Genomic DNA, 19,422 nt, shown 5'->3' with positions numbered 1-19,422 from the left:
TTATAGTTTTTCATAAGCCGGTATGGTCAAAAACTCGGCAAAGTCATCTTGTTCGACCAACTGCTGGAATATGTAACCAGCATCTTCATACTTCCCAGTCATATATTTCTCTGTTCCTAGCGCCTTTAAAATGTTTCTCAATTCTTCTTCCTGCAGCTCCTTGACCAAATCATGCGTTACTTTTCGGCCATCTGACAGTATGCCTTTCTTATGACGGATCCACTGCCATACCTGTGCTCTCGAAATTTCTGCGGTAGCCGCGTCTTCCATTAAATGATTGATGGGAGCTGCCCCTTTTCCATTCAGCCACGATGCTATATATTGGATTCCGACATTAATATTTGTCCGCAGTCCTTCTTCAGTGATCGAACCGCTCGGCACCTCCAGCAAATCGTCAGCAGTCACTTGGACATCTTCACGCTTCCTGTCAATTTGGTTCGCACCCGGCATCCGTTCATTAAATACGTCCAAGACTGTTGGGACCATTCCCGGATGTGCCACCCAGGATCCATCGTGTCCATCCTTCGCTTCCCTTTCCTTATCCGCTTTTACTTTGTCAAAGGCGATTTGGTTCTTTTCAGGGTTGTTCTTAACGGGAATTTGTGCTGCCATCCCGCCGATTGCATGTGCATTCCTTCGGTGGCAAGTTTTAATTGCTAGCTGTGAATAAGCTCTCATAAACGGAACAGTCATTGTTACTTCTGACCGGTCAGGAAGAATGACTTCTTCATGGTTGCGGAATTTTTTAATGTAACTGAAGATATAATCCCATCTGCCGCAATTCAAACCGACAGAATGTTCTTTCAATTCATGTAGGATTTCATCCATTTCAAACGCTGCCAGGATCGTCTCAATCAAAACGGTAGCCTTTATCGTCCCTTGGGGAATTCCTATATAATTTTGTGAATAGATAAAAACGTCATTCCATAAGCGTGCTTCGTGATGATTTTCCATTTTGGGGAGATAAAAATAAGGGCCGCTTCCTTGATGAAGCAATGCTTTTGCATTATGGAAGAAATACAGCCCGAAATCGAAGAGGCTGGCTGATATTGGCTGTCCTTTGTACAGGACGTGCTTTTCTTCCATATGCCAGCCCCGCGGCCGGATTTTCAATACTGCATGTTCCTTATTCAAAGAGTAATGTTTTCCATTCGGAGCTGTGAAGTCGATGGTTCCTCTTATGGCATCCCTCAAGTTGATCTGCCCTTCGACTGAATTTTTCCACGTAGGGGAATTGGCATCTTCAAAATCTGCCATAAATACCTTTGCCCCAGAATTGAGTGCATTGATAATCATTTTTCTGTCAACTGGCCCGGTAATTTCAACCCGCCGGTCCTGCAGATCCTTCGGCGTACGGCCAACTGTCCAATTACCTTCCCTTATTTTCTTCGTTTCTTCAAGAAAAGCAGGTCTCTTTCCGCTGTCAATCAAATGTTGGATGGCCATCCTTTCATTCATTAACGTACGCCGCCGTTCCCCGAACTGGCTTTCCAGTTGTTCAATAAATCCGAGTGCTTCTTTTGTTAAAATGTCTTCGAATCCCGGAGATATCTCTCCTTTCAATTGAAGGTTTTTTTCTTCTGTTTTCATAGTCTTTCATCTCCTTCAGAATATATTTCCTGATATGTTATAATACAGTAATTTTTCCTCTTCTGTATTGTATAACAATATGGATGATTTTGTCACTACCTTTTTCTAAAAAATCAGAAAAAATAAATACAGATTTAATTTACTTCACTAAAAATCCCCACAAATCAACATTTCTTTGACCTATTCACAATAAACAGAACGATAAAAGTATCAATGTTATATAACACAAATTGTATCAATTCATCATTCGGAATACTAAAAAAGAGTTTTTTCTGGTCAGAAAAAACTCTCAGTCGAATTAGATTTGGATTTTTTTCAAAGCAAGCCATACTAAATATAAAGTGAAAATAGCCGCAAACGCGCTAATCAGCCCTAATGGCTTCCCCAATAAAACGGCTATGGCAGGCGGTCCTGCTGCCACCCCAATAAAGCGGGCCGAACTATAGAAAGCTGTAATAATCCCCCTCGCATTCTTATCTATATTTTCAGTAATCATGGCATCCAAGGTCGGAAGAATCAATCCGATGGCTGCACCATTGATTGATATGACAACCAGCAAAGGAATAAGAGATCCATATTCCCTAAAAAAGAATAAAGATAACGCCTGAAGCAGCAGCCCGCCAACAATCAATCTTTTCATCCTTTCCTTATCTCCCTTAATGAGTTTGCCCCCTGCAAGCGAGCAAATACAAAGAACCATTAATGGAATGGCCAATACAAAGCCTTTTTTCACGCCATTTAAATGGAATTGGCTTTCTAGTGTGTTTGAAAGATACACCTGTAAGGCAAATAGGATGAACATCACAAAACCGCCTATAAGGAATAACGTGTTCAGCCATCTTCCTTCACTCCGGAAAATATCCTTTGTATTCTTTACAAAAGTGTTTAACGGTACTGTTTTGGCTTTTTTTCTTGGTGTTTTTATAAAAAAAAGGACCATGATAAATGAAATCAGGCTAAAAGCTGATATCAAATAAAAAGGCAAAAACCAAAAAAGGGCCGCAAAAACAGAACCAAGAATGGGGCTAAGAACTTTTCCGAACGTATTGGCTGTTTCTATAATCCCTAATGCAGCGCTCGCCTCTTCATCCCTTTTATAAAGGTCACCTACAAGCGGCAATACGATGGGCGCAGCTCCGGCAGCGCCAATTCCCTGCAATACTCTGGATAAGATGATTGTCCAGTAGGGATTTTCCATTTTCCATGAAGCAAGAGCAGCCATTAAACCGCCAAGTAGAACGAACAAAAGACTAGGCAAAATGACTTTTTTCCTCCCGTATAAATCGGAAAGGTACCCGGCTACCGGTATAAGGATAATGGAAGCGACTGAATAAGAAGTAATCAACAGGCTGGAAAAAAAAGAAGAGATATGGAGTTCTTTCTCGATTATGGGCAGTGAAGGAATAAGCATGCTGTTACCAAGCGTCATTACAAGCGGGATAGACGCCATTGATAGAATGGATAATTTACTGACAGTTTGTTGGCTTTTCATGAAAATCCTCTTTTATCATCAATAGTACTGTTAGTATATCCTTGTATCTGCTTTTTATTAGTTGCTCTAATGGAAAAAACCATAAAAAAAGGACTGTTCTTGATGGGCCCCCAAAAGCAAAGAGTTTGACTCTGGCTTTTGGAGCACATTATGAAAACAGTCCTTTTTTAAACATTATTTTTGTTGTTCATTTTCATTGTAATAATGGACACTGTACATGGCGCCTTCATCGACCATCTTATTGTCCTGGATATCGTACGGATCGGGATTGCCTCCCTTTTGAACCACATCACTGTATGTTACAGGCTTCCCTTTTCCTATTAAGTGGATGACTTTATCTTTCGTATCCACATATAAATTCATTACTTTATTTCTTGTCTCTTTATTTTTCAAGAGTGTCGTTACTCCAACCGCACTGGCTACACCAAGGCCGATGGCCACATAATTTCTTGATTTCATTTTTCATTTCCTCCCTTAACTGTTGTGCTAATCATTTACCCGAATTCCTGTTTTTTAACACTTATTTATATTACAAGTATGTTTCCTTTCGTTTTCTATATACTAACCTCAAGGTTCAATGCCAATAAAGTCGATACTTAAAGAAAGGGGCATATACATGGCAATGGAAGATAAAAAGTATACAGTTACCGGAACAGACATACATGAAGTCAAGGAATTGAATGCTCATTCCGGGCTTACATATAATGAAATCAAGGCTTTGATTGCGAAAGAATATACAGAAAAGCAACGAAAAAAAGAATAAGCAAAAAAAAGAAAGCCGCAATCCACGGCTTTCTTTTTATGATGCAGTCAGAGGCAGCGTAATGGTGAACGCTGTACCCTTTTCCGTTTCACTTTCCACTTCAATTTTTCCTTTATGGTTTTCGATGATTTTAAAACAAATCATCATCCCAAGGCCGGTACCAGTTTCTTTCGTCGTAAAAAATGGATCCCCTATTTTTTTTAATTGTTCTTCTGGCATGCCAATCCCTGTATCCCTGAGGACAATTTCTACAGTCTTGCTTAATCTGCGTACAGAAACCGTCAGTTTTCCTCCATCCGGCATTGCCTCAAAAGCATTCTTTATCATATTGAGAAAGACTTGCTTTAATCTGTTTTCATCACATAAGAGAAAAACCTCTTCTTCCATTGTATCAAGTAAGATGGATACTTTTTTCTTTTTCGCCTCGTACGCAAATAGAGATATGGTATTTGTAATGATAAGCAGTAGATCATGGATGGCCAAATGGTCCGCTTTTGGCTTTGCCAGCATCATAAACTCCTCCACTATCACATTGACACGTTGTATTTCATCAAGGACTATTTGAAGGTGCTCCTTTTTCGTTCCATTTTCTTCATCTTGGAGCAAAAATTCGGTATATCCCCTCATGCTGGTCAAAGGATTCCTGATTTCATGGGCAATCCCGGCCGCCAGCTGGCCTAAAGCGGATAATTTATCTTGGCGGTGCAGCAGCTCCTCTTGTTTTTTCTTCGCCGTAATATCATTCCGTATGGAAATATACTGATACGGCTTACCATTACGGTTCAGAAAGGGGATGATCGTTGTTTCTACCCAGTAGTTGGTGCCGTCTTTCGCCCGATTCCGGATTTCCCCCTTCCACACGTGACCATTCCCAATGGTGCGCCAAAGATTTTTGAAGAACTCCTTGGAATGGAATCCAGAATTCAAAATTCTATGGTCGCTTCCAATCAATTCCTCCCTGCTGTATTGTGATATCTTGCAGAAATTATCATTGACGGTCGTAATGATGCCGCGTGAATCGGTAATGGCTACAATCGAGGATTGGTCAAGTGCATATTTATAATCCTGGACAGTCTTGACCGTTGCCTCCAGCTCTTTGGAAACTTCCTTTTGCGCTGTAATATCCTTATGGATGGAAACGAATTGGTATGGTCGGCCGCGCCGGTTAATGAACGGAATAATGGTCGTATCCAGCCAATATAAAGTGCCGTCCTTTGCTGTATTGCATAATTCCCCCTGCCAAATCTCCCCTTTACTAATCGTATGCCATATCTCTTCATAGATATCATCTTTTGGGCCATAGGTGTACAAAGAATACTGCTGCAACCCTATTAGTTCTTCCTTGGAACATTTACTGATAGATGCGAAAGAATCATTTACATATGTGATCCGTCCTTTAGAATCAGTAATGACCACTATAGAGGAAGCATCCAAGGCTGACATGATATCATTAGCGTACAATTTGCTTTTTTGCATCTTATTGCTGGCATACGTCGAAGCAATGACGAAACCCGTGAAAATAACGACAGAGAGAAAAAGGACCATATACGGAAGCCAATAACCATTCAATGTTAAATTGGATAACAGGTTTTCTTGATTTCCTTCTTTGACGGAGGCTTTCATAACAAGCAACAGCCCCTGCCCAATTGCCCCCGTAATCATAAAAGCCGCAAATGTCTTATAAATCATCGGTGAGGAAGTATATTCCTTCGAATGAAAAACAAGCATGAGTGCAAATAAGATAATAGCCGATATAATCATATAGGAGAAAACGAGCCACCATATGTTAATTCGCAGATGAATGTCAACTGCCAACATACCGATTACGTGAGTCGAAAGAACGGCAAATGCCAATATGAATGAAGCGACCGTCAGACTCTTCATTTCCGTAGACTTCCCAATAAATAGAAGTGCACAACCTGTCAAAACAAAACTGCAGACCATGGAAATGAAATGGATCGCAATAATATGATTGCCTGACGTTAACATATCAAGTGCCATAATAGCAAAAAAATCCATCATCCAAATACCGATCGACAAAGAAAAGGTACTGCCGAAAAAGATAAATTTCCTGCTGCCTTTCATGGCTTCCATATGGGTGAAAAGATCCAGTGCTGTATATACAGCCATACTTGTAAGCATAATCCCTACCATAATGATGATCGGATTAAGAGATAATAAAAAATCTTCAATCATAAATCAGTCATCTCCACTAGAAACCGGGCATAAAGTGCGTGCCCTTCATAGATAAATCGTTTTTTATAAACAATAGCATATTTCTATCTTAAATTATAGAAACGAAAAAGCAAATCAATTCAATTTAAATTGATATGTATAAACTGCGCTCTTCATGAGAACACACAAAAAACGATTACGAAAACGCCTATCCAGCTCCGGCAAGTTTTAGGCTAAGAGGGCGTGGCACCTTCGACTAGACGAAAAAAAGCTATCCTGAAGGAAATGTATCCTCCAGGATAGCTTTTCAACATGTTTCATTAGCTATAAAACGGCTCTCCATTAATTCAATATTTGAATATTGACTGTTCGCACTCCCCAAGATGCTGCTGCACCTTCCGATGGAACATGAATGTCAATCTTATTTCCTTTAATTGCTCCACCTGTATCCCCGGCTACAGCATATCCGTAACCTTCTACATATACCTTAGTACCTAATGGGATAACAGAAGGATCGACAGCTATCACTTTTGCATTAGGATTGCTTTTCAGGTTAATGCCAGTGGCTGTAACGCCGGAGCAACCTGGGCAATCAGCTGTATAGGCAGTTGCTGTAACTGTCATACTCTTGCCAGAAGCAGGTTTACTCTCTTGTTGCGCCGGTGACTGGGCAGTTGGTTGAGATTGCTGCTGCTCTGCAGGCTGCGCCTGTTCTTGCTGCTGGACTGGTTGCTGTTGTTGCTGTTGTTGCTGTTGCTGCTGTCCTTCCTCCTGTCCTACGGATGCTGCTGATTGGACGGTTTCGGAAGCTTTTGCAGCGGCTTTAATTGTTAATTGTTGATTCGGATAAATCATATGGCCGCTTAATTGGTTCCATTGCAGCAACTCATCGACCGTTACGCCGAATTGGGAGGCAATGCTCCAAAGTGAATCTCCTGCAACAACTTGATAAGTAGTCTGTGGATTAATAGTTAATTTTTGATTCACAAAAATCATATCAGATGTTAATCCATTCCACTCTTTTATATTATTAACTGTAACTCCATGTTGTTTGGATAAGCCAGATAGCGTGTCTCCATTTTTGACCACAATTTCAGAAGCATGTGCGCTCATCCCAACTGTAGTAGAAATTGTTGCTGCTGCTAAAAATGATAGTAAAGTTTTCTTCATGTTGATAATAGTTCCCCTCCTAAAAACGGTTGAATTAGCGTTGTTATTAGCTAACGAAAACAATCATAACATGAATTTTCTTAACATATAGAACAGCGCAATTAATAATCCATTACAATTATTACATAGTGATAACGCACCGATAACAAACATAAAAAATATTCAGAAAACTTTGTTTTTAAAGCCAATGCCACCCTTTCTTTCCACATATAGTTATAATCATCCTGAATAATCACACGAAAAAAGCTTCCAACAAATGGATGTTGGAAGCTTTTTTCATGTGATTTTCGGCAATTGCCTTGTTTCTTCTTCCATAGAACTCCCGCATAATGGGCAGGAAGGATCATCGGAAGAAAATTGCATTCTCATCCAACCGTTGCATTCTCCGGATGTACAAGCGTACACGGGTGTATCTTCTATTACGATTTCCTCTAATTCCTGTTGCTTTTTAGAAAAGTACATGATGGAACCTCCTGAATAAATGCGGTATTTAAAAATGGGATACATAATAAGTATATGTATAAATCCACTATTTATGCCCTTTACTAAAAAACCCGCTTATTATCCACGCTAAATGGGTAACCAACGATTAGAAAATCACTTTTTCTGAATATGCTTTATCTTTACTTACACTTCTTACATAATAGAATATATAGAATGAAAGGAGCTGCAAAATGGTCAAAATCGGACAGCGTTTGATTAAGCATTACAAATTTACATTAGTGATATGGTTACTCTTAACAGTAGGTTTAGCCTTTTATGCAATCGATTTGCCATCCAAGCTAAAAGGCGATGGCTTTGAAATGAAAGGTGAATTTAAGGATGTGCAGCATGAGCTGACAAAGACGTTTGATTTTCCTGAAAATACGTTGGTTGTCGTTTTCGAGAAAAAAGGGACGGAATCAACCAATGCATTCACGGAACGAATCCAGTCCGTTCTTAAAGAGGTTAAGGAGCTCCGTGCAACAACAGGCATCCAATCTCCTCTTGTACAGAAAGAGCAATATAAAAAGGACATTGCATATGCCGTTCTGAATTTCGACCGCGATAGTGAAGATATGAAGCCACTTGTAAAGCAAATAAGGCAAGTCACCGACAAATATCCACATGTCATGCTGACTGGCCAGCCTGTCATTAGCGAAGATATGAATGAAGCTAGCCAGCATGATTTGAAAACGGCTGAATTAATCGGTCTTCCTGTAGCTTTAATAGTGCTTCTCTTTGCTTTCGGAAGCCTAGTGGCGGCAATTGTCCCGATTATCGTAGGCGGATTGACTGTTGTTCTTGCTCTCGGTTTATTGACTCTTCTGGGCGACTATATGAATCTTTCCGTTTTTCTATTGAATGTCACTCCGATGATCGGTCTTGCCTTAAGTATTGATTTCGCCCTGCTCTTTATAAACCGTTATAAAGAAGAACTACATAGCAAATCAGAAAAAGAGGCCGTAATCACCACCATGTCCACAGCTGGTAAATCGATCTTATTCTCTGCACTTTGTGTATTCATCGGTTTAGCCGCTATGCTTGTCATTGAAATTGATATTTTCAGAACGGTTGCGATCGGCGGGATGGTAGTAGTGGCTGTGGCCGTCATTTCTTCCATCAGCTTACTGCCATCCATCTTATTGCTGTTAGGCAAACGGATCAATAAAGGTAAAATCTTTAAAAACAGCAAAGATTCCAGCCATAAGTGGCGGTCATTTGCAGAAGCTGTCATGAAACGGCCGATTATCATTACAATTGTTGCCACTCTCATCCTTTTGGCTGGTATTATCCCGATCAAGGATATTGTTCTAAGCATACCTGATGAAAAATCCTTGCCGACCACCTATGAATCTCGTGAAGCTTTTTCTAAAATGAATGAGGCATTTGGACTGAAGGATCAATCGACGGTCTACATTATAGCCGACAGAAAAGGTTCCTGGACGAATGAAGCAGGTTTGGCGGATTTACAGAAGCTCGTTCATGATATCAAACAAGATTCATTAGTGAAATCAGTTACATCGTTATATTCCTTAAGCCAGCTTGATGACCCGAAAACACTTTATCAATTTTTACAAACATCAAAAGGGCAGCAGGCATTGGCGCCTGCTACCGAACAATTTATAAAAGGGGAACAACTATTGCTGCCTGTTATACTTGATAATGAATCAAGAAGTAAGGAAGCGAAGGAATGGGTAAGGAAATGGAGCGATAAAGACTATCCTCTTTCATTGCAGGTAGGGGGCGAAGCAAAGTTTAATCAGGAGATATTTGATGAAATATCGGATAAAGTCGGAATTGGAATAGGTTTGGTGCTGATCTCCACCTATTTGATTTTAATGTTTGCCTTCCGATCGGCCATTATCCCATTAAAAGCCATTCTAATGAATATTCTAGGATTGACCTCGACTTTCGGAATACTGGTATGGATCTTCCAGGAAGGTCATCTCGGAATTCAACCTATGGATATTGCGTTGATTATCCCTGTATTTGTATTCAGTATAGTCTTTGGATTAAGCATGGACTATGAGGTATTTTTGATTTCAAGGATTCATGAGGAATACTTGCTTACAGCCGATAATAATGAAGCGACAGTTACCGGGTTGGCTGCAACCAGCAAGATTATCACATCAGCAGCTTTGATTATGATTGTGTTGACCGGGGCATTTGCTTTCACTGGAGTCGTCCCCGTTAAACAAATTGGGATTGGCATCGCCCTTGCCATTTTTGTGGATGCGACTATTATCAGACTATTATTGGTCCCTTCCCTTATGAAGCTATTGGGAGATTGGAATTGGTGGCTGCCTTTTTCACAGCATAATCCTAAAAGCCTAAGAAAGAAAAAAGAAATGTAAAAAAAGGGGCTGTCCGGACATAAACCGGCCAGCTCCCTTTTTATTGTTTCATCGGCGGTCGCTTGTATAAGTCCAACCATCCTCCTGATAAATTTTATCTTCTTTCATCAGCTTGCCTAACGCTCTTTTGAAGGCTCCCTTACTCATCTCAAAATGCTTCAGGATCTCTTCCGGAGAGGACTTATCCCAAAATGGCATAGCACCGCCGCGAATATCTAAATACTGCAAGATAATATCGCTGTCTTCCTGCATGCGTTCCTGCTTGAATGGCAGCAAAGAGACATTCAATGATCCGTCTTCTTTTTCATCAATCACACGGCCCTCTACATATTGGCCAAGGCGAGGTTCCTTGTCTCTTTGCGATTCATGTATAAAGCAAGTATATCCTTCTTCGGTCAACAAATAAGAACCGACTTTTTTCGTTTTATAGATATGCCCTGTAACAGGACGATTATACATATGTTCAGGAGCAGGCTTGGATATACTGTAGATTTTATCTTCGTCCGCCAACTTGGCGAATAACCGGCCTTTCTTATCAAGGCGAAGGGTTATGTACAACCGGTCTCCCCTCTTCGGCCAGACATTATACATGATTGGCAGCTCATCAACAGAAACAAGCATATCTGTTTCGACTCCTATATCGACAAACACACCTAAATTCTTTCGGTATCCTACTACTTCCCCCCAACCATATACGCCATTGCGGATTTCGGGAATGCGCATTGTGGCCGTCAGACGAACATCCTTATCCTGGTATAAGAAAACATCTATTTCCATTCCTACTTCTATATCATTGATTATTTGGTTTCTATGCAATAATACGGTTTTGCCACTGTCCGGGTCTTTCAAGAAAAAGCCATATTCAGCTTTACGCTCTACTTGTAATGTAGCTACATCACCTGGCACTAATCGACTCATTTATACGTGATCCTCCTTCAACTTCCCACCACTTGTGGAAACTGATTCTAACTGTATCATGTTTTATGCTTTCAGTATAGAACTTCTTTCTACTTATACTACTGTTCTTTATAAGCATTCGCAACCAATCTCCATATATGTGTCAAAATCTGTTCAATGATTGAACAAGTATCTGAAATAGAATAGCTTTATCGAATGAAAGATAATAGTATGATACAATTTTTAAAAAATAGCGTTTAGAGGGCAGGAGGAAAAATAATGAACATTAAACAGGCTGACCGGATGGATTCTTTTTCATCTTCCGTCTTTAGTGAACTATCCCGGATAATCGGGGAAAAACGAAAAAAAGGTGAAAAAATATATGATTTTAGTATAGGAAGTCCGGATATTGCACCCCCTTCTTTTATAAAGGAAACCATAAGTACACTTGCGCTGGATGACTCTCAATACCGTTATTCGTTAACAGGGATACAACCGTTTAATAATGCCGTTTCTTCCTATTATAAGAATCGATATAACGTTACTCTTAACCCCGCGAATGAGGTCATACAGTTAATGGGTTCACAGGATGGCCTGGTCCATTTACCGATGGCATTGGTTAATCCAGGAGAATATGTGCTAGTTCCTGATCCAGGCTATACAGCGTATGCCACTGGCATCAGCATGGCTGGAGGAGTGCCTTATTATATGCCATTATTGAAAGAAAATTCATTCCTGCCAGATTTCTCACGGATTCCTTCAGAAATTGCCCAAAAGGCCTCTCTGATGTTCCTTAACTTTCCGGGAAATCCCATCCCTGTTACGGCAACAAAGGAATTATTTGAAGAAGCCATCCATTTTGCCCAAAAATATAATATCATCATTGTCCATGATTTTGCCTATTCAGAATTCTATTATGGAGAGGAAAAGCCCCTTTCTTTTCTATCCGTTCCAGGAAGCAAAGATGTCGGCATTGAAATGAATTCATTGTCGAAAAGCTTTAGTTTGGCAGGCTGCCGTATCGCTTATGCCATTGGCCATCCTGGCATTATACAAGCATTGACAGATTTAAAGTCAAATCTGGACTATGGTGTTTTCCTTCCCACTCAATACGGGGCCATCCAAGCTCTAGGGAAGGGTGAAGCATTCACCGCAAATACACGGCGCCTGTATAAAAGAAGAAAAGACCTCCTCGTTTCCGGACTGCAAAAAATGGGCTGGAACGTTGAGCATTCGGAAGCAGGAATGTTTGTTTGGGCAGAAATTCCGAATGGTCAACCCTCCATGGAATTCACCTTTGATCTGTTAGCACATGCAAACATAGCGGTAACTCCAGGCGTGGCATTCGGGCCTTCAGGGGAAGGTTATGTCAGAATTGCACTTGTTCAACCGGAAGACATCATTGCAGAAGCTCTGCTGCAATTAGAAAGGTATACAGAAGACTGCCAAGCGAAATAAGGAAAAATCCTGTAAAAAGTCGATTGATATTCCTTTTCCATTCATGTAAAAAGTATTACTATAAATATCATGCTACATATTAATAGTAGGAGGAATTATACATGAATGCAGAAAAAAGCAATGTGAAATTGCTTGTTGCGGGTTTGTTGCTCAGTATTCTCGTCGCATCGATGGATAACACAATCGTCGCCACTGCCATGGGTACGATTGTTGCTGATCTTGGCGATTTCGGGAATTTTATTTGGGTAACATCCGCATATATGGTTGCAACAATGGCCGGTATGCCGATATTCGGGAAGCTGTCTGACATGTTTGGCCGCAAACGTTTTTTCATTTTTGGACTCGTTGTCTTTCTTATTGGGTCCGCTCTATGCGGTCTGGCGCAAAGCATGGTGCAGCTAAGTGTTTTCAGGGCTATTCAGGGGATTGGCGGAGGCGCATTGATGCCGATAGCCTTTACCATCGTTTTTGACGTCTTTCCTCCGGAGAGACGAGGGAAGCTAACCGCACTTCTAGGTGCGACATTCGGGATTTCGAGTGTGTTAGGGCCTCTGCTCGGCGCATACATAACCGAGTATATTAGCTGGCACTGGATTTTTTACGTAAACATCCCAATTGGATTAATTGCCATCTTTCTAATTTGGAAGTCTTATCATGAATCCAGAAACCATGCCAAGCAAATAATCGATTGGGGCGGTGCAGCCACACTCGTCCTTTCAGTCGTTAGTTTTATGTTTGCCTTGGAGCTTGGGGGTGACAAATACGCTTGGTCATCACCACAGATCATCACCCTTTTTGCCATTTTTGCAGTCGCCTTCCTTATATTCATCTTTATAGAAAAAAAGGCAAAGGATCCGATCATATCTTTCTCTTTATTTAAGAAGCGCCTGTTTGCCACTTCACAAGCGTTGGCATTCTTATATGGCGCCACTTTCATTCCTTTGACTGTCTATATCCCTATTTTTGTCCAGGCGGTTTTTGGAGGGAGCGCAACAAATGCAGGATTAATATTAACACCTATGATGCTGGGATCTGTCGTCGGCAGTGCCATTTCCGGTGTTTTCCAGACGAAGACAAGTTTCCGCAGCCTCATGACTTTGTCCGTTATCTCTTTTGCCATCGGTATGTTCCTGCTTAGCACAATGGATCCCGAAACAAGCCGTGCACTGGTAACGGTCTATATGGCTCTATCGGGATTTGGTGTAGGATTTTCGTTTTCGCTTCTCCCTACATCGAGCATCCATGATATCGATGCGGCCCACCGGGGATCAGCCAATAGTACAAATGCATTTTTCCGTTCATTGGGCATGACTGTAGGCATCACGGTATTCGGCAGCATCCAATCTTCCATCCTTGCAGATAAAATGAAAGAAGCGTTTAAAGGAAACGATATGGCAAATCGTTTTATGGATGGCCATCAGAATATTAGTACGATTTTCGAAAGCAGCCAACGGAAGATGATCCCGGGAGCGATTCTCGAAGCCATCGTAAACGCTATGTCAGCTTCCATAACAGGTGTTTTCTTTATTGCCTTCTTCGTCGTTTTATGTGCAGGATTGTTTGTTTTCCTTATGGGAAAAGGCAGAATTCAGCTTCCAGCAAAGAAACATGATTGAAATAGCCAAACAGAGCTAACGAAATGAATCGATTAAATCTTGACTTAAACTATACTAGCCTTGCTACTTTAAAAAGGAGCAAGGCTAGTACCTTTTTATCCATAAAAATGCCCTTATATTCTAAATTCTTTATACAGTAGTATAAGTTCTTGTTTTCAACACGCCCTTGTTAATTGAAGAAAAGGGGGAAAATTACTGGTTAGATACCTTTTTTATATCTCCAAACGTTATATTCATACTTGGAGTGTATACAAAGGAGGAATCTATACTATATACGTGTGAAAACAGTTGCTCAGCTTCATATTGATCCTGAGCATCCTCCCCTGTGATCCCTCGATCTACCAAGCCTTCTTCTTTTAAAGAATTAAATAGTTTTTGTTTATCTAATTGATTCATATTGGGATTGAGAACATGTACTTTATCACTAATTCTGCATTCAATGTTCTCCACACCCATTTCTGTTAAATATAGTGGAATTTTCGCTCCTATATTTCCATCTGTTCCTTTTTGTTTCACATCCTCTTCAAAGAGTTTTTGAAGTATGCCAAGTTTGATCATATAGGTTTATTCAATCCCACCTACATGGTAGGATGACATATTTGAAATCCAATGTGGTTCAAAACAAATAATTTTGCCAGCGTTAACAACAGATTCGACCATTCTTTGAAGCATTCTTTTGGGTTCGGACTTATGTAAAAGAAAAGCATGGCAAACGGCAATATCATACTTGCGCTCAATTTCAATCTCATTTATATCAGCTTCAAAGAATTCAGCTTTAAAATTCAAATTATGAAAGAGCTCTCTCCCCTTATGAATAAGTTGTTGAGCTTTATCTATTCCTGTATATCTTGAACCAGTTGGCAGTAAAGGTAGTAACGTAAGTCCTAAATAACCATATCCACAACCAAAATCAACAATATGTACTGGTTTAGAAAGCTTCCAAACGTATTTAACTAATAACTCTAAATAATCATCATTATACTATAATTCTCTCGTTCTCTTGAGGTACTCAAGTTTGGTATCCCAATGATACTGTTCCAAATTAGATCTCCCCTTTTATGGTATAAGGCTATTATGTTGCATTCGATAGATAAGGTGTTTTCCCTGTACCTATATAAAAAATGCCTGTTAATTGCATAGCAACTGGTATGCTTTTTTTATCTCACACGCAACTGAACATGCTTTTCCCACTGAATTGCACCGATAAAAGCATAAGAACAAAGCTGCCTAAAAGACTGCTTTGTTCAGCTCTTATATCCATTGGCTTAATTGATGCTAACCTGTAACTTTGCAATGAACTCTTTGTTTTTCAAGATACAATCTCTAATGGAAAGAACTGCGAAATAAGAGGAGGGTTCAAGGTCGAGTAGTAAACATTCATCATAGATTAAACTAATATTCAATTCTTTTTTAGGCGTCATTCTTTTTTCCATTAGCGTATTCGCTAATTCTGCATACATATTTTGTTCATATGCATCAATAGACTTTTCTATTGAAAAACGCCCGGCAAAACTGTTCCACCATACCTTAAAGGAATCATATATCTCATTAAAATCATTTAGAGTGTCATTGTTTTCAACGAATAAATGCTGATAAAATAAGGCTTTCTTTTCAATAAAAAAAACTAAGTCATTTAATGGATTCTCAGATATCCGCATCGATATACCTTCCCACAACCGTCTATAACATATCTCGAAATCCTTTCGAAACTCATACTTTGTTGGCATGAAAGGGAACTTTACTTTATCACCACTATTATTTTGATTTAAGTATATATTTTGGATATACACTAAAAAATTGAACGAATAAGAAGCTTCCGTTCTCATTAACAATGTATTTTTCATGTAAGCCCCTCCCTAAATCATCTTCTTACTAGTATCACCAAAACAAAATACTTTTAAAAAAAGAAGCTGGCCACAACTCCATCAATAGAAGTTATTCCCCCCAATAGTTAGGTGCATTATCGCTCCTATTAATTATATTTAGTCCCATATTCTTCTCCGATAGCTGTTCACACAAAAACTACTGCCGATAAGCTGCCTTGGTGTTAATCTTTAGCACCTGATTATTTAAATCGGCCTTATGATCCTTAAGTTCCATTGAAGTCATATATAGGTTTACTAATACCCAATATATTTACGTGATGGCTATCACTTCATCCGTTCTTCACTTATTTCATTTTTTCCGCTAATTCTATAATGATCCCTTCTGGGCCACGAACGTAGCATAATTTATAAGCGTTTTCGTAGTTTAGAATCTCCCCAAAAAGTTCTGCTCCTTTCTTTTTCAGTTTGTTAACAACAGCTTCTATATCCTCAACAGCAAATGCAATATGTGTGCTGCCTAAGGCATTTACATTTGATTGCTGACTACCTTTTTCAGCGGTCGGATTATGGAATTTGACCAGTTCCAAAGTTGCCTGGCCGTCTGGCATCCCTAACATTATAACCGTCTCTTTAACGTCATTCAGCCCAATTATCCGTTCTACCCACTCTCCTTTTACTTCTGCCTCCCCTAGCACTTTAAGTCCTAGCTCAATAAAAAAGTCTGTAGCGGCAGTAAGATCATTAACAATTACACCAATATGATCGATTCTATGTGTCTTCATATCTCGCATCACCTATCTTTCTATTATGTTATCGTAAAGTCAAATAATGGAGTACAATTGCTGAAAGTGATCTATTGTATAATCTGCATAGTTATTTTCATTATTTCCTTCGGTAAAATAACAAGCACTTATCCCCGCGTTTTTTCCAGATAATAAATCTAAATCCCTATCACCGATCATAATAGATTCTGAACGGACCATACTATATTTGTTTATTAGGTAATGAATTGCATCCGGACTTGGTTTTCTTTCAAATCCTTGTTTAGCTGTGATAAAATCAGAAAAATAAATATATAAACCGTACTTTTTAAGTAATTCTATCGAAGAATCTCCACGATGCGTAAATAAATAATTTTTTCTATTGGTTGTATGAATATATTTACAAATTTCGATTATTTCATCAAATGGTTTGGATAATGTTAATTCTGCTTCTTTTTTTCGCCTTTTATATTTAATAATAAAATTGTTATCAATATGATACTTTTTTTCATAGTAGTTCATTGCAGATGACGCAGATATCTTCATTTGTTTAACTATTCCCACTAAAGGCTCTTCTATTTCTTGTTCTTTAAGAGCTTCCTGGAATATGCTTGCCATCACCGGATATGTATTAAAAAGCGTTCCATCAAAATCCCAAATTATATGCTTGTACATTCTAACTCCCCCATAAGAACTTAGCCCTTCATTTAACAACTCTTCTAATAATAGAATTTAAATACATAGATCTCTTTATTCAACTAAAATACCATTTTTATCTAATAGAAACCACAACAAAATACGTTAAATTATCTTACCCATAAGCAAAAAACCATATTATTCGCATGATGTAATTCTTAGATAGTATCCATCTGGATCGATGATTCTAAAATCAATCATTCCCCAAGGCCTTTTGGTTAATCCAGCCTGGATGGCATACCCTTTTCTAAGTACGGTATTATATACATCTTTTACATCTTCAACTTCGAAAACGATTTCAACTCCTAAACCGATTTATTGATCGTTAGATGAAACTTTGAGGGGATGAAATGCTGGTAATGTTTCCATTTTCCCTAAGCCTAATACTACATCTCCTTTTGTAACGGATGTGTAATTTCCTTTAGTCTCTTTTGGGGCATTAAACCCCAAAACATCAACATAAAACTCCAATGATTTTTCTATACTTTCAACAAATAATTCCAATCTTAATTTCATTATTTTTCTTATCCTTTCTTACATTACAGTCTCAAAATCATTGTTAAATACTCCTTTATCTAAGTGACAAAACTTGATTAAGTTACAAATCGTTTGGTTTTCTACCATACATTAATAGAGAACATTCGTTTCACTTTCTTCAGCATTGCTCCAGTTAAATCCTTTTTTATACTCATTTCGCCATAAAATAAGATAATCCTTTTTCAATTCAATTACATATCTATTCAATAAGAATTAAATATCTACCTTATTCCTAAAGCGTGTATTCTAAGTGAAAAACTTGATTAACACTACACCCAACATTAGCCTTGCTATTTCTTTTTTTAGTAAGCATACCTTAAAAATTGTGTCATAAGTCAGAAACTGGTTTAATGAAATTATAGTTATCGTTTTACCGTTCTGCTCTATCGCGGAACAAACAACCGTCTTCATTTTAGTTACATCCATCTTATACAATTGGCGAGGAGTAAGAAACATGCATAGAAATACCGATTTATACGAGTATCTTAAGCAACACACAGACAAACTGACCGAAGAATGGTATAGTTCACTGAATGAAGATGATCCAAAATCAGTTTATGCTGCAAAAGATCCCGTAGTAATCAAGGAGCTTAAGCAACAAAACCAGGATTATTTCAGACATGTATATCAAATCTTCATTCGTGAAGAATCCTATCTCGATAATGAATTCAAACAATGGTCCAAGGATTTGGCCAGTGATCCAAAGCATTTGAACACGCCTTTACAGCATGTGGTTCGAGAGTATATTAATTGTCAACATATCCTTTTGAAATATATTAAGAAATTTGTGGATATCCACTGCAAAGAGCTATCCACTGAGGATTTCTTCCGATGGTTTGATATTGTTGTCAAGGCAATTGATATTTCTGTAACGATCTTCATCGAAAACTATCATAAAAATACAATGAAGCAAATGGAAGCCCAAAAAGAAATGATTGCCGAGCTAAGTTCACCGATCATTCTGCTTCAGGAACAAAAAGCATTGTTGCCATTAGTGGGTGATATCGATACAGCAAGAGCCAAAATTATTATGGAACAAACGCTAAATCAATGCGCCAATAAAAACATCGAAGTTTTATGCATCGATTTATCAGGTGTCGCCATCATTGACACCATGGTCGCCCATGAACTATTCAATCTTATTAAAGCATTGCGTTTAATAGGAGTAAGCTCTACCATTTCAGGCATCCGACCTGAAATAGCCCAAACGGCCATTCAACTCGGGCTGACCTTTAGCCAGGTACACACAACATCGTCCCTTGCCCAAGCCTTAAAAGAAATTGAACATATATAAACAAAAGCGGAAAGCGCCTGTTTATCCCCGACAAGCTTAAGGTGGGCTCTGCTTAAAGGCTGGGGTTTGCCTTTAACAGAGACTGACTTAAGACCTCGAGGGGATGGCGCTTGCAGCCCAAAGAAAAATATTATCCGTTTTGAACTATGGCAGAGACAATAATATGTCCGTTCATATCTGTATAAAGTGAGCCTTTTCCAAAATGGAAAAGGCTCCTTTCTTGTAAATTGCCCTCTTCTGCAATGCCAATCCTATATAAACCGCCTTAAAAAGCGGCTTGTTTCCCTAAAAGCCGCGCCTCACAATGTTT

Annotated in this window: 15 protein-coding genes and 2 pseudogenes; 5 read left to right on the top strand and 12 right to left on the bottom strand. The window is 39.0% G+C overall.

The genetic code is table 11. The features are described from left to right. From aceB to ABC357_RS07870, 3 genes are all read right to left on the bottom strand, one after another. A complete protein-coding gene (gene aceB, locus ABC357_RS07880; protein WP_412886970.1) occupies positions 1–1,590 on the bottom strand; it encodes a malate synthase A in 1,590 nt (529 codons plus the stop codon). Between the two features lie 298 nt (positions 1,591–1,888). Continuing rightward, positions 1,889–3,082, bottom strand: coding sequence for an MFS transporter (locus ABC357_RS07875; RefSeq protein ID WP_412886969.1), 1,194 nt, complete (start codon positions 3,080–3,082; stop codon positions 1,889–1,891). Between the two features lie 174 nt (positions 3,083–3,256). Further along, complete coding sequence (locus tag ABC357_RS07870) at positions 3,257–3,541, bottom strand: hypothetical protein (protein WP_412886968.1); 285 nt, start codon at positions 3,539–3,541, stop codon at positions 3,257–3,259. Positions 3,542–3,698: 157 nt separating this feature from the next. On the opposite strand from ABC357_RS07870, the gene ABC357_RS07865 reads away from it, so the two are divergent. Then, positions 3,699–3,845 (top strand): hypothetical protein, encoded by a 147-nt coding sequence (locus ABC357_RS07865; protein ID WP_412888691.1) that lies wholly within the window; start codon positions 3,699–3,701, stop codon positions 3,843–3,845. 36 nt (positions 3,846–3,881) lie between these two features. Here ABC357_RS07865 and ABC357_RS07860 read toward each other — a convergent pair whose 3' ends face one another. The 3 genes from ABC357_RS07860 to ABC357_RS07850 form a co-directional block, all read right to left on the bottom strand. Next, on the bottom strand, positions 3,882–6,041 hold the full coding sequence (locus ABC357_RS07860) for a PAS domain-containing protein (RefSeq protein WP_412886967.1): 2,160 nt from the start codon (positions 6,039–6,041) through the stop codon (positions 3,882–3,884). A 321-nt stretch (positions 6,042–6,362) separates the two neighbouring features. Next, on the bottom strand, positions 6,363–7,190 hold the full coding sequence (locus ABC357_RS07855; protein ID WP_412886966.1) for a 3D domain-containing protein: 828 nt from the start codon (positions 7,188–7,190) through the stop codon (positions 6,363–6,365). Between the two features lie 276 nt (positions 7,191–7,466). Then, positions 7,467–7,652, bottom strand: coding sequence for a cold-inducible protein YdjO-related protein (locus ABC357_RS07850; RefSeq protein ID WP_412886965.1), 186 nt, complete (start codon positions 7,650–7,652; stop codon positions 7,467–7,469). A gap of 212 nt (positions 7,653–7,864) precedes the next feature. On the opposite strand from ABC357_RS07850, the gene ABC357_RS07845 reads away from it, so the two are divergent. After that, positions 7,865–10,027 (top strand): MMPL family transporter, encoded by a 2,163-nt coding sequence (locus tag ABC357_RS07845; protein ID WP_412886964.1) that lies wholly within the window; start codon positions 7,865–7,867, stop codon positions 10,025–10,027. Positions 10,028–10,075: 48 nt separating this feature from the next. Here the strand turns inward: ABC357_RS07845 and ABC357_RS07840 are convergent, their stop codons facing one another. After that, positions 10,076–10,945: a CvfB family protein gene (locus ABC357_RS07840; RefSeq protein WP_412886963.1), complete on the bottom strand. Its 870-nt coding sequence runs from the start codon at positions 10,943–10,945 to the stop codon at positions 10,076–10,078. Between the two features lie 258 nt (positions 10,946–11,203). Between ABC357_RS07840 and ABC357_RS07835 the strand changes: the two genes are divergently transcribed. Together ABC357_RS07835 and ABC357_RS07830 are read left to right on the top strand one after the other, a co-directional pair. Further along, positions 11,204–12,382 carry an LL-diaminopimelate aminotransferase gene (locus tag ABC357_RS07835; protein ID WP_412886962.1) on the top strand — a complete coding sequence of 393 codons (1,179 nt, stop codon included), beginning with the start codon at positions 11,204–11,206 and terminating at the stop codon, positions 12,380–12,382. A gap of 101 nt (positions 12,383–12,483) precedes the next feature. Next, positions 12,484–13,998 carry an MDR family MFS transporter gene (locus ABC357_RS07830; protein ID WP_412886961.1) on the top strand — a complete coding sequence of 505 codons (1,515 nt, stop codon included), beginning with the start codon at positions 12,484–12,486 and terminating at the stop codon, positions 13,996–13,998. Between the two features lie 192 nt (positions 13,999–14,190). Here the strand turns inward: ABC357_RS07830 and ABC357_RS07825 are convergent. The 5 genes and pseudogenes from ABC357_RS07825 to ABC357_RS07805 all read right to left on the bottom strand — a co-directional run bounded on the left by ABC357_RS07825 (position 14,191) and on the right by ABC357_RS07805 (position 17,797). Next, positions 14,191–15,039 (bottom strand): annotated as a pseudogene (locus ABC357_RS07825) (methyltransferase domain-containing protein). Between the two features lie 224 nt (positions 15,040–15,263). After that, positions 15,264–15,842 (bottom strand): hypothetical protein, encoded by a 579-nt coding sequence (locus ABC357_RS07820; RefSeq protein ID WP_412886960.1) that lies wholly within the window; start codon positions 15,840–15,842, stop codon positions 15,264–15,266. Between the two features lie 326 nt (positions 15,843–16,168). Next, entirely contained in the window at positions 16,169–16,606 is a 438-nt protein-coding gene (locus ABC357_RS07815; RefSeq protein WP_412886959.1) for a VOC family protein, read from the bottom strand. A gap of 39 nt (positions 16,607–16,645) precedes the next feature. Beyond that, positions 16,646–17,260 (bottom strand): HAD-IA family hydrolase, encoded by a 615-nt coding sequence (locus ABC357_RS07810; protein ID WP_412886958.1) that lies wholly within the window; start codon positions 17,258–17,260, stop codon positions 16,646–16,648. Between the two features lie 159 nt (positions 17,261–17,419). Beyond that, positions 17,420–17,797 (bottom strand): annotated as a pseudogene (locus ABC357_RS07805) (VOC family protein). Between the two features lie 475 nt (positions 17,798–18,272). Between ABC357_RS07805 and ABC357_RS07800 the strand changes: the two are divergent. Then, positions 18,273–19,112, top strand: a complete 840-nt coding sequence (locus ABC357_RS07800) for an STAS domain-containing protein (protein ID WP_412886957.1) — start codon at positions 18,273–18,275, stop codon at positions 19,110–19,112. The last annotated feature ends 310 nt before the right edge of the window (positions 19,113–19,422 follow it).

This window comes from Bacillus kalamii, from assembly GCF_047238185.1.
Classification (GTDB): Bacteria; Bacillota; Bacilli; order Bacillales; family DSM-1321; genus Bacillus_AD.
This window is presented reverse-complemented; position numbering and strand designations above follow the sequence as displayed.

Excerpts from the sequence above, each read along its gene's own strand:
- ABC357_RS07865 (WP_412888691.1), top strand. The coding sequence starts at position 3,699 with ATGGCAATGGAAGATAAAAAGTATACAGTTACCGGAACAGACATACAT.
- ABC357_RS07815 (WP_412886959.1), bottom strand. The coding sequence starts at position 16,606 with ATGAAGACACATAGAATCGATCATATTGGTGTAATTGTTAATGATCTT.
- ABC357_RS07820 (WP_412886960.1), bottom strand. The coding sequence starts at position 15,842 with ATGAAAAATACATTGTTAATGAGAACGGAAGCTTCTTATTCGTTCAAT.
- ABC357_RS07810 (WP_412886958.1), bottom strand. The coding sequence starts at position 17,260 with ATGTACAAGCATATAATTTGGGATTTTGATGGAACGCTTTTTAATACA.
- ABC357_RS07875 (WP_412886969.1), bottom strand. The coding sequence starts at position 3,082 with ATGAAAAGCCAACAAACTGTCAGTAAATTATCCATTCTATCAATGGCG.
- ABC357_RS07860 (WP_412886967.1), bottom strand. The coding sequence starts at position 6,041 with ATGATTGAAGATTTTTTATTATCTCTTAATCCGATCATCATTATGGTA.
- aceB (WP_412886970.1), bottom strand. The coding sequence starts at position 1,590 with ATGAAAACAGAAGAAAAAAACCTTCAATTGAAAGGAGAGATATCTCCG.
- ABC357_RS07840 (WP_412886963.1), bottom strand. The coding sequence starts at position 10,945 with ATGAGTCGATTAGTGCCAGGTGATGTAGCTACATTACAAGTAGAGCGT.
- ABC357_RS07855 (WP_412886966.1), bottom strand. The coding sequence starts at position 7,190 with ATGAAGAAAACTTTACTATCATTTTTAGCAGCAGCAACAATTTCTACT.
- ABC357_RS07830 (WP_412886961.1), top strand. The coding sequence starts at position 12,484 with ATGAATGCAGAAAAAAGCAATGTGAAATTGCTTGTTGCGGGTTTGTTG.
- ABC357_RS07800 (WP_412886957.1), top strand. The coding sequence starts at position 18,273 with ATGCATAGAAATACCGATTTATACGAGTATCTTAAGCAACACACAGAC.
- ABC357_RS07850 (WP_412886965.1), bottom strand. The coding sequence starts at position 7,652 with ATGTACTTTTCTAAAAAGCAACAGGAATTAGAGGAAATCGTAATAGAA.
- ABC357_RS07845 (WP_412886964.1), top strand. The coding sequence starts at position 7,865 with ATGGTCAAAATCGGACAGCGTTTGATTAAGCATTACAAATTTACATTA.
- ABC357_RS07870 (WP_412886968.1), bottom strand. The coding sequence starts at position 3,541 with ATGAAATCAAGAAATTATGTGGCCATCGGCCTTGGTGTAGCCAGTGCG.
- ABC357_RS07835 (WP_412886962.1), top strand. The coding sequence starts at position 11,204 with ATGAACATTAAACAGGCTGACCGGATGGATTCTTTTTCATCTTCCGTC.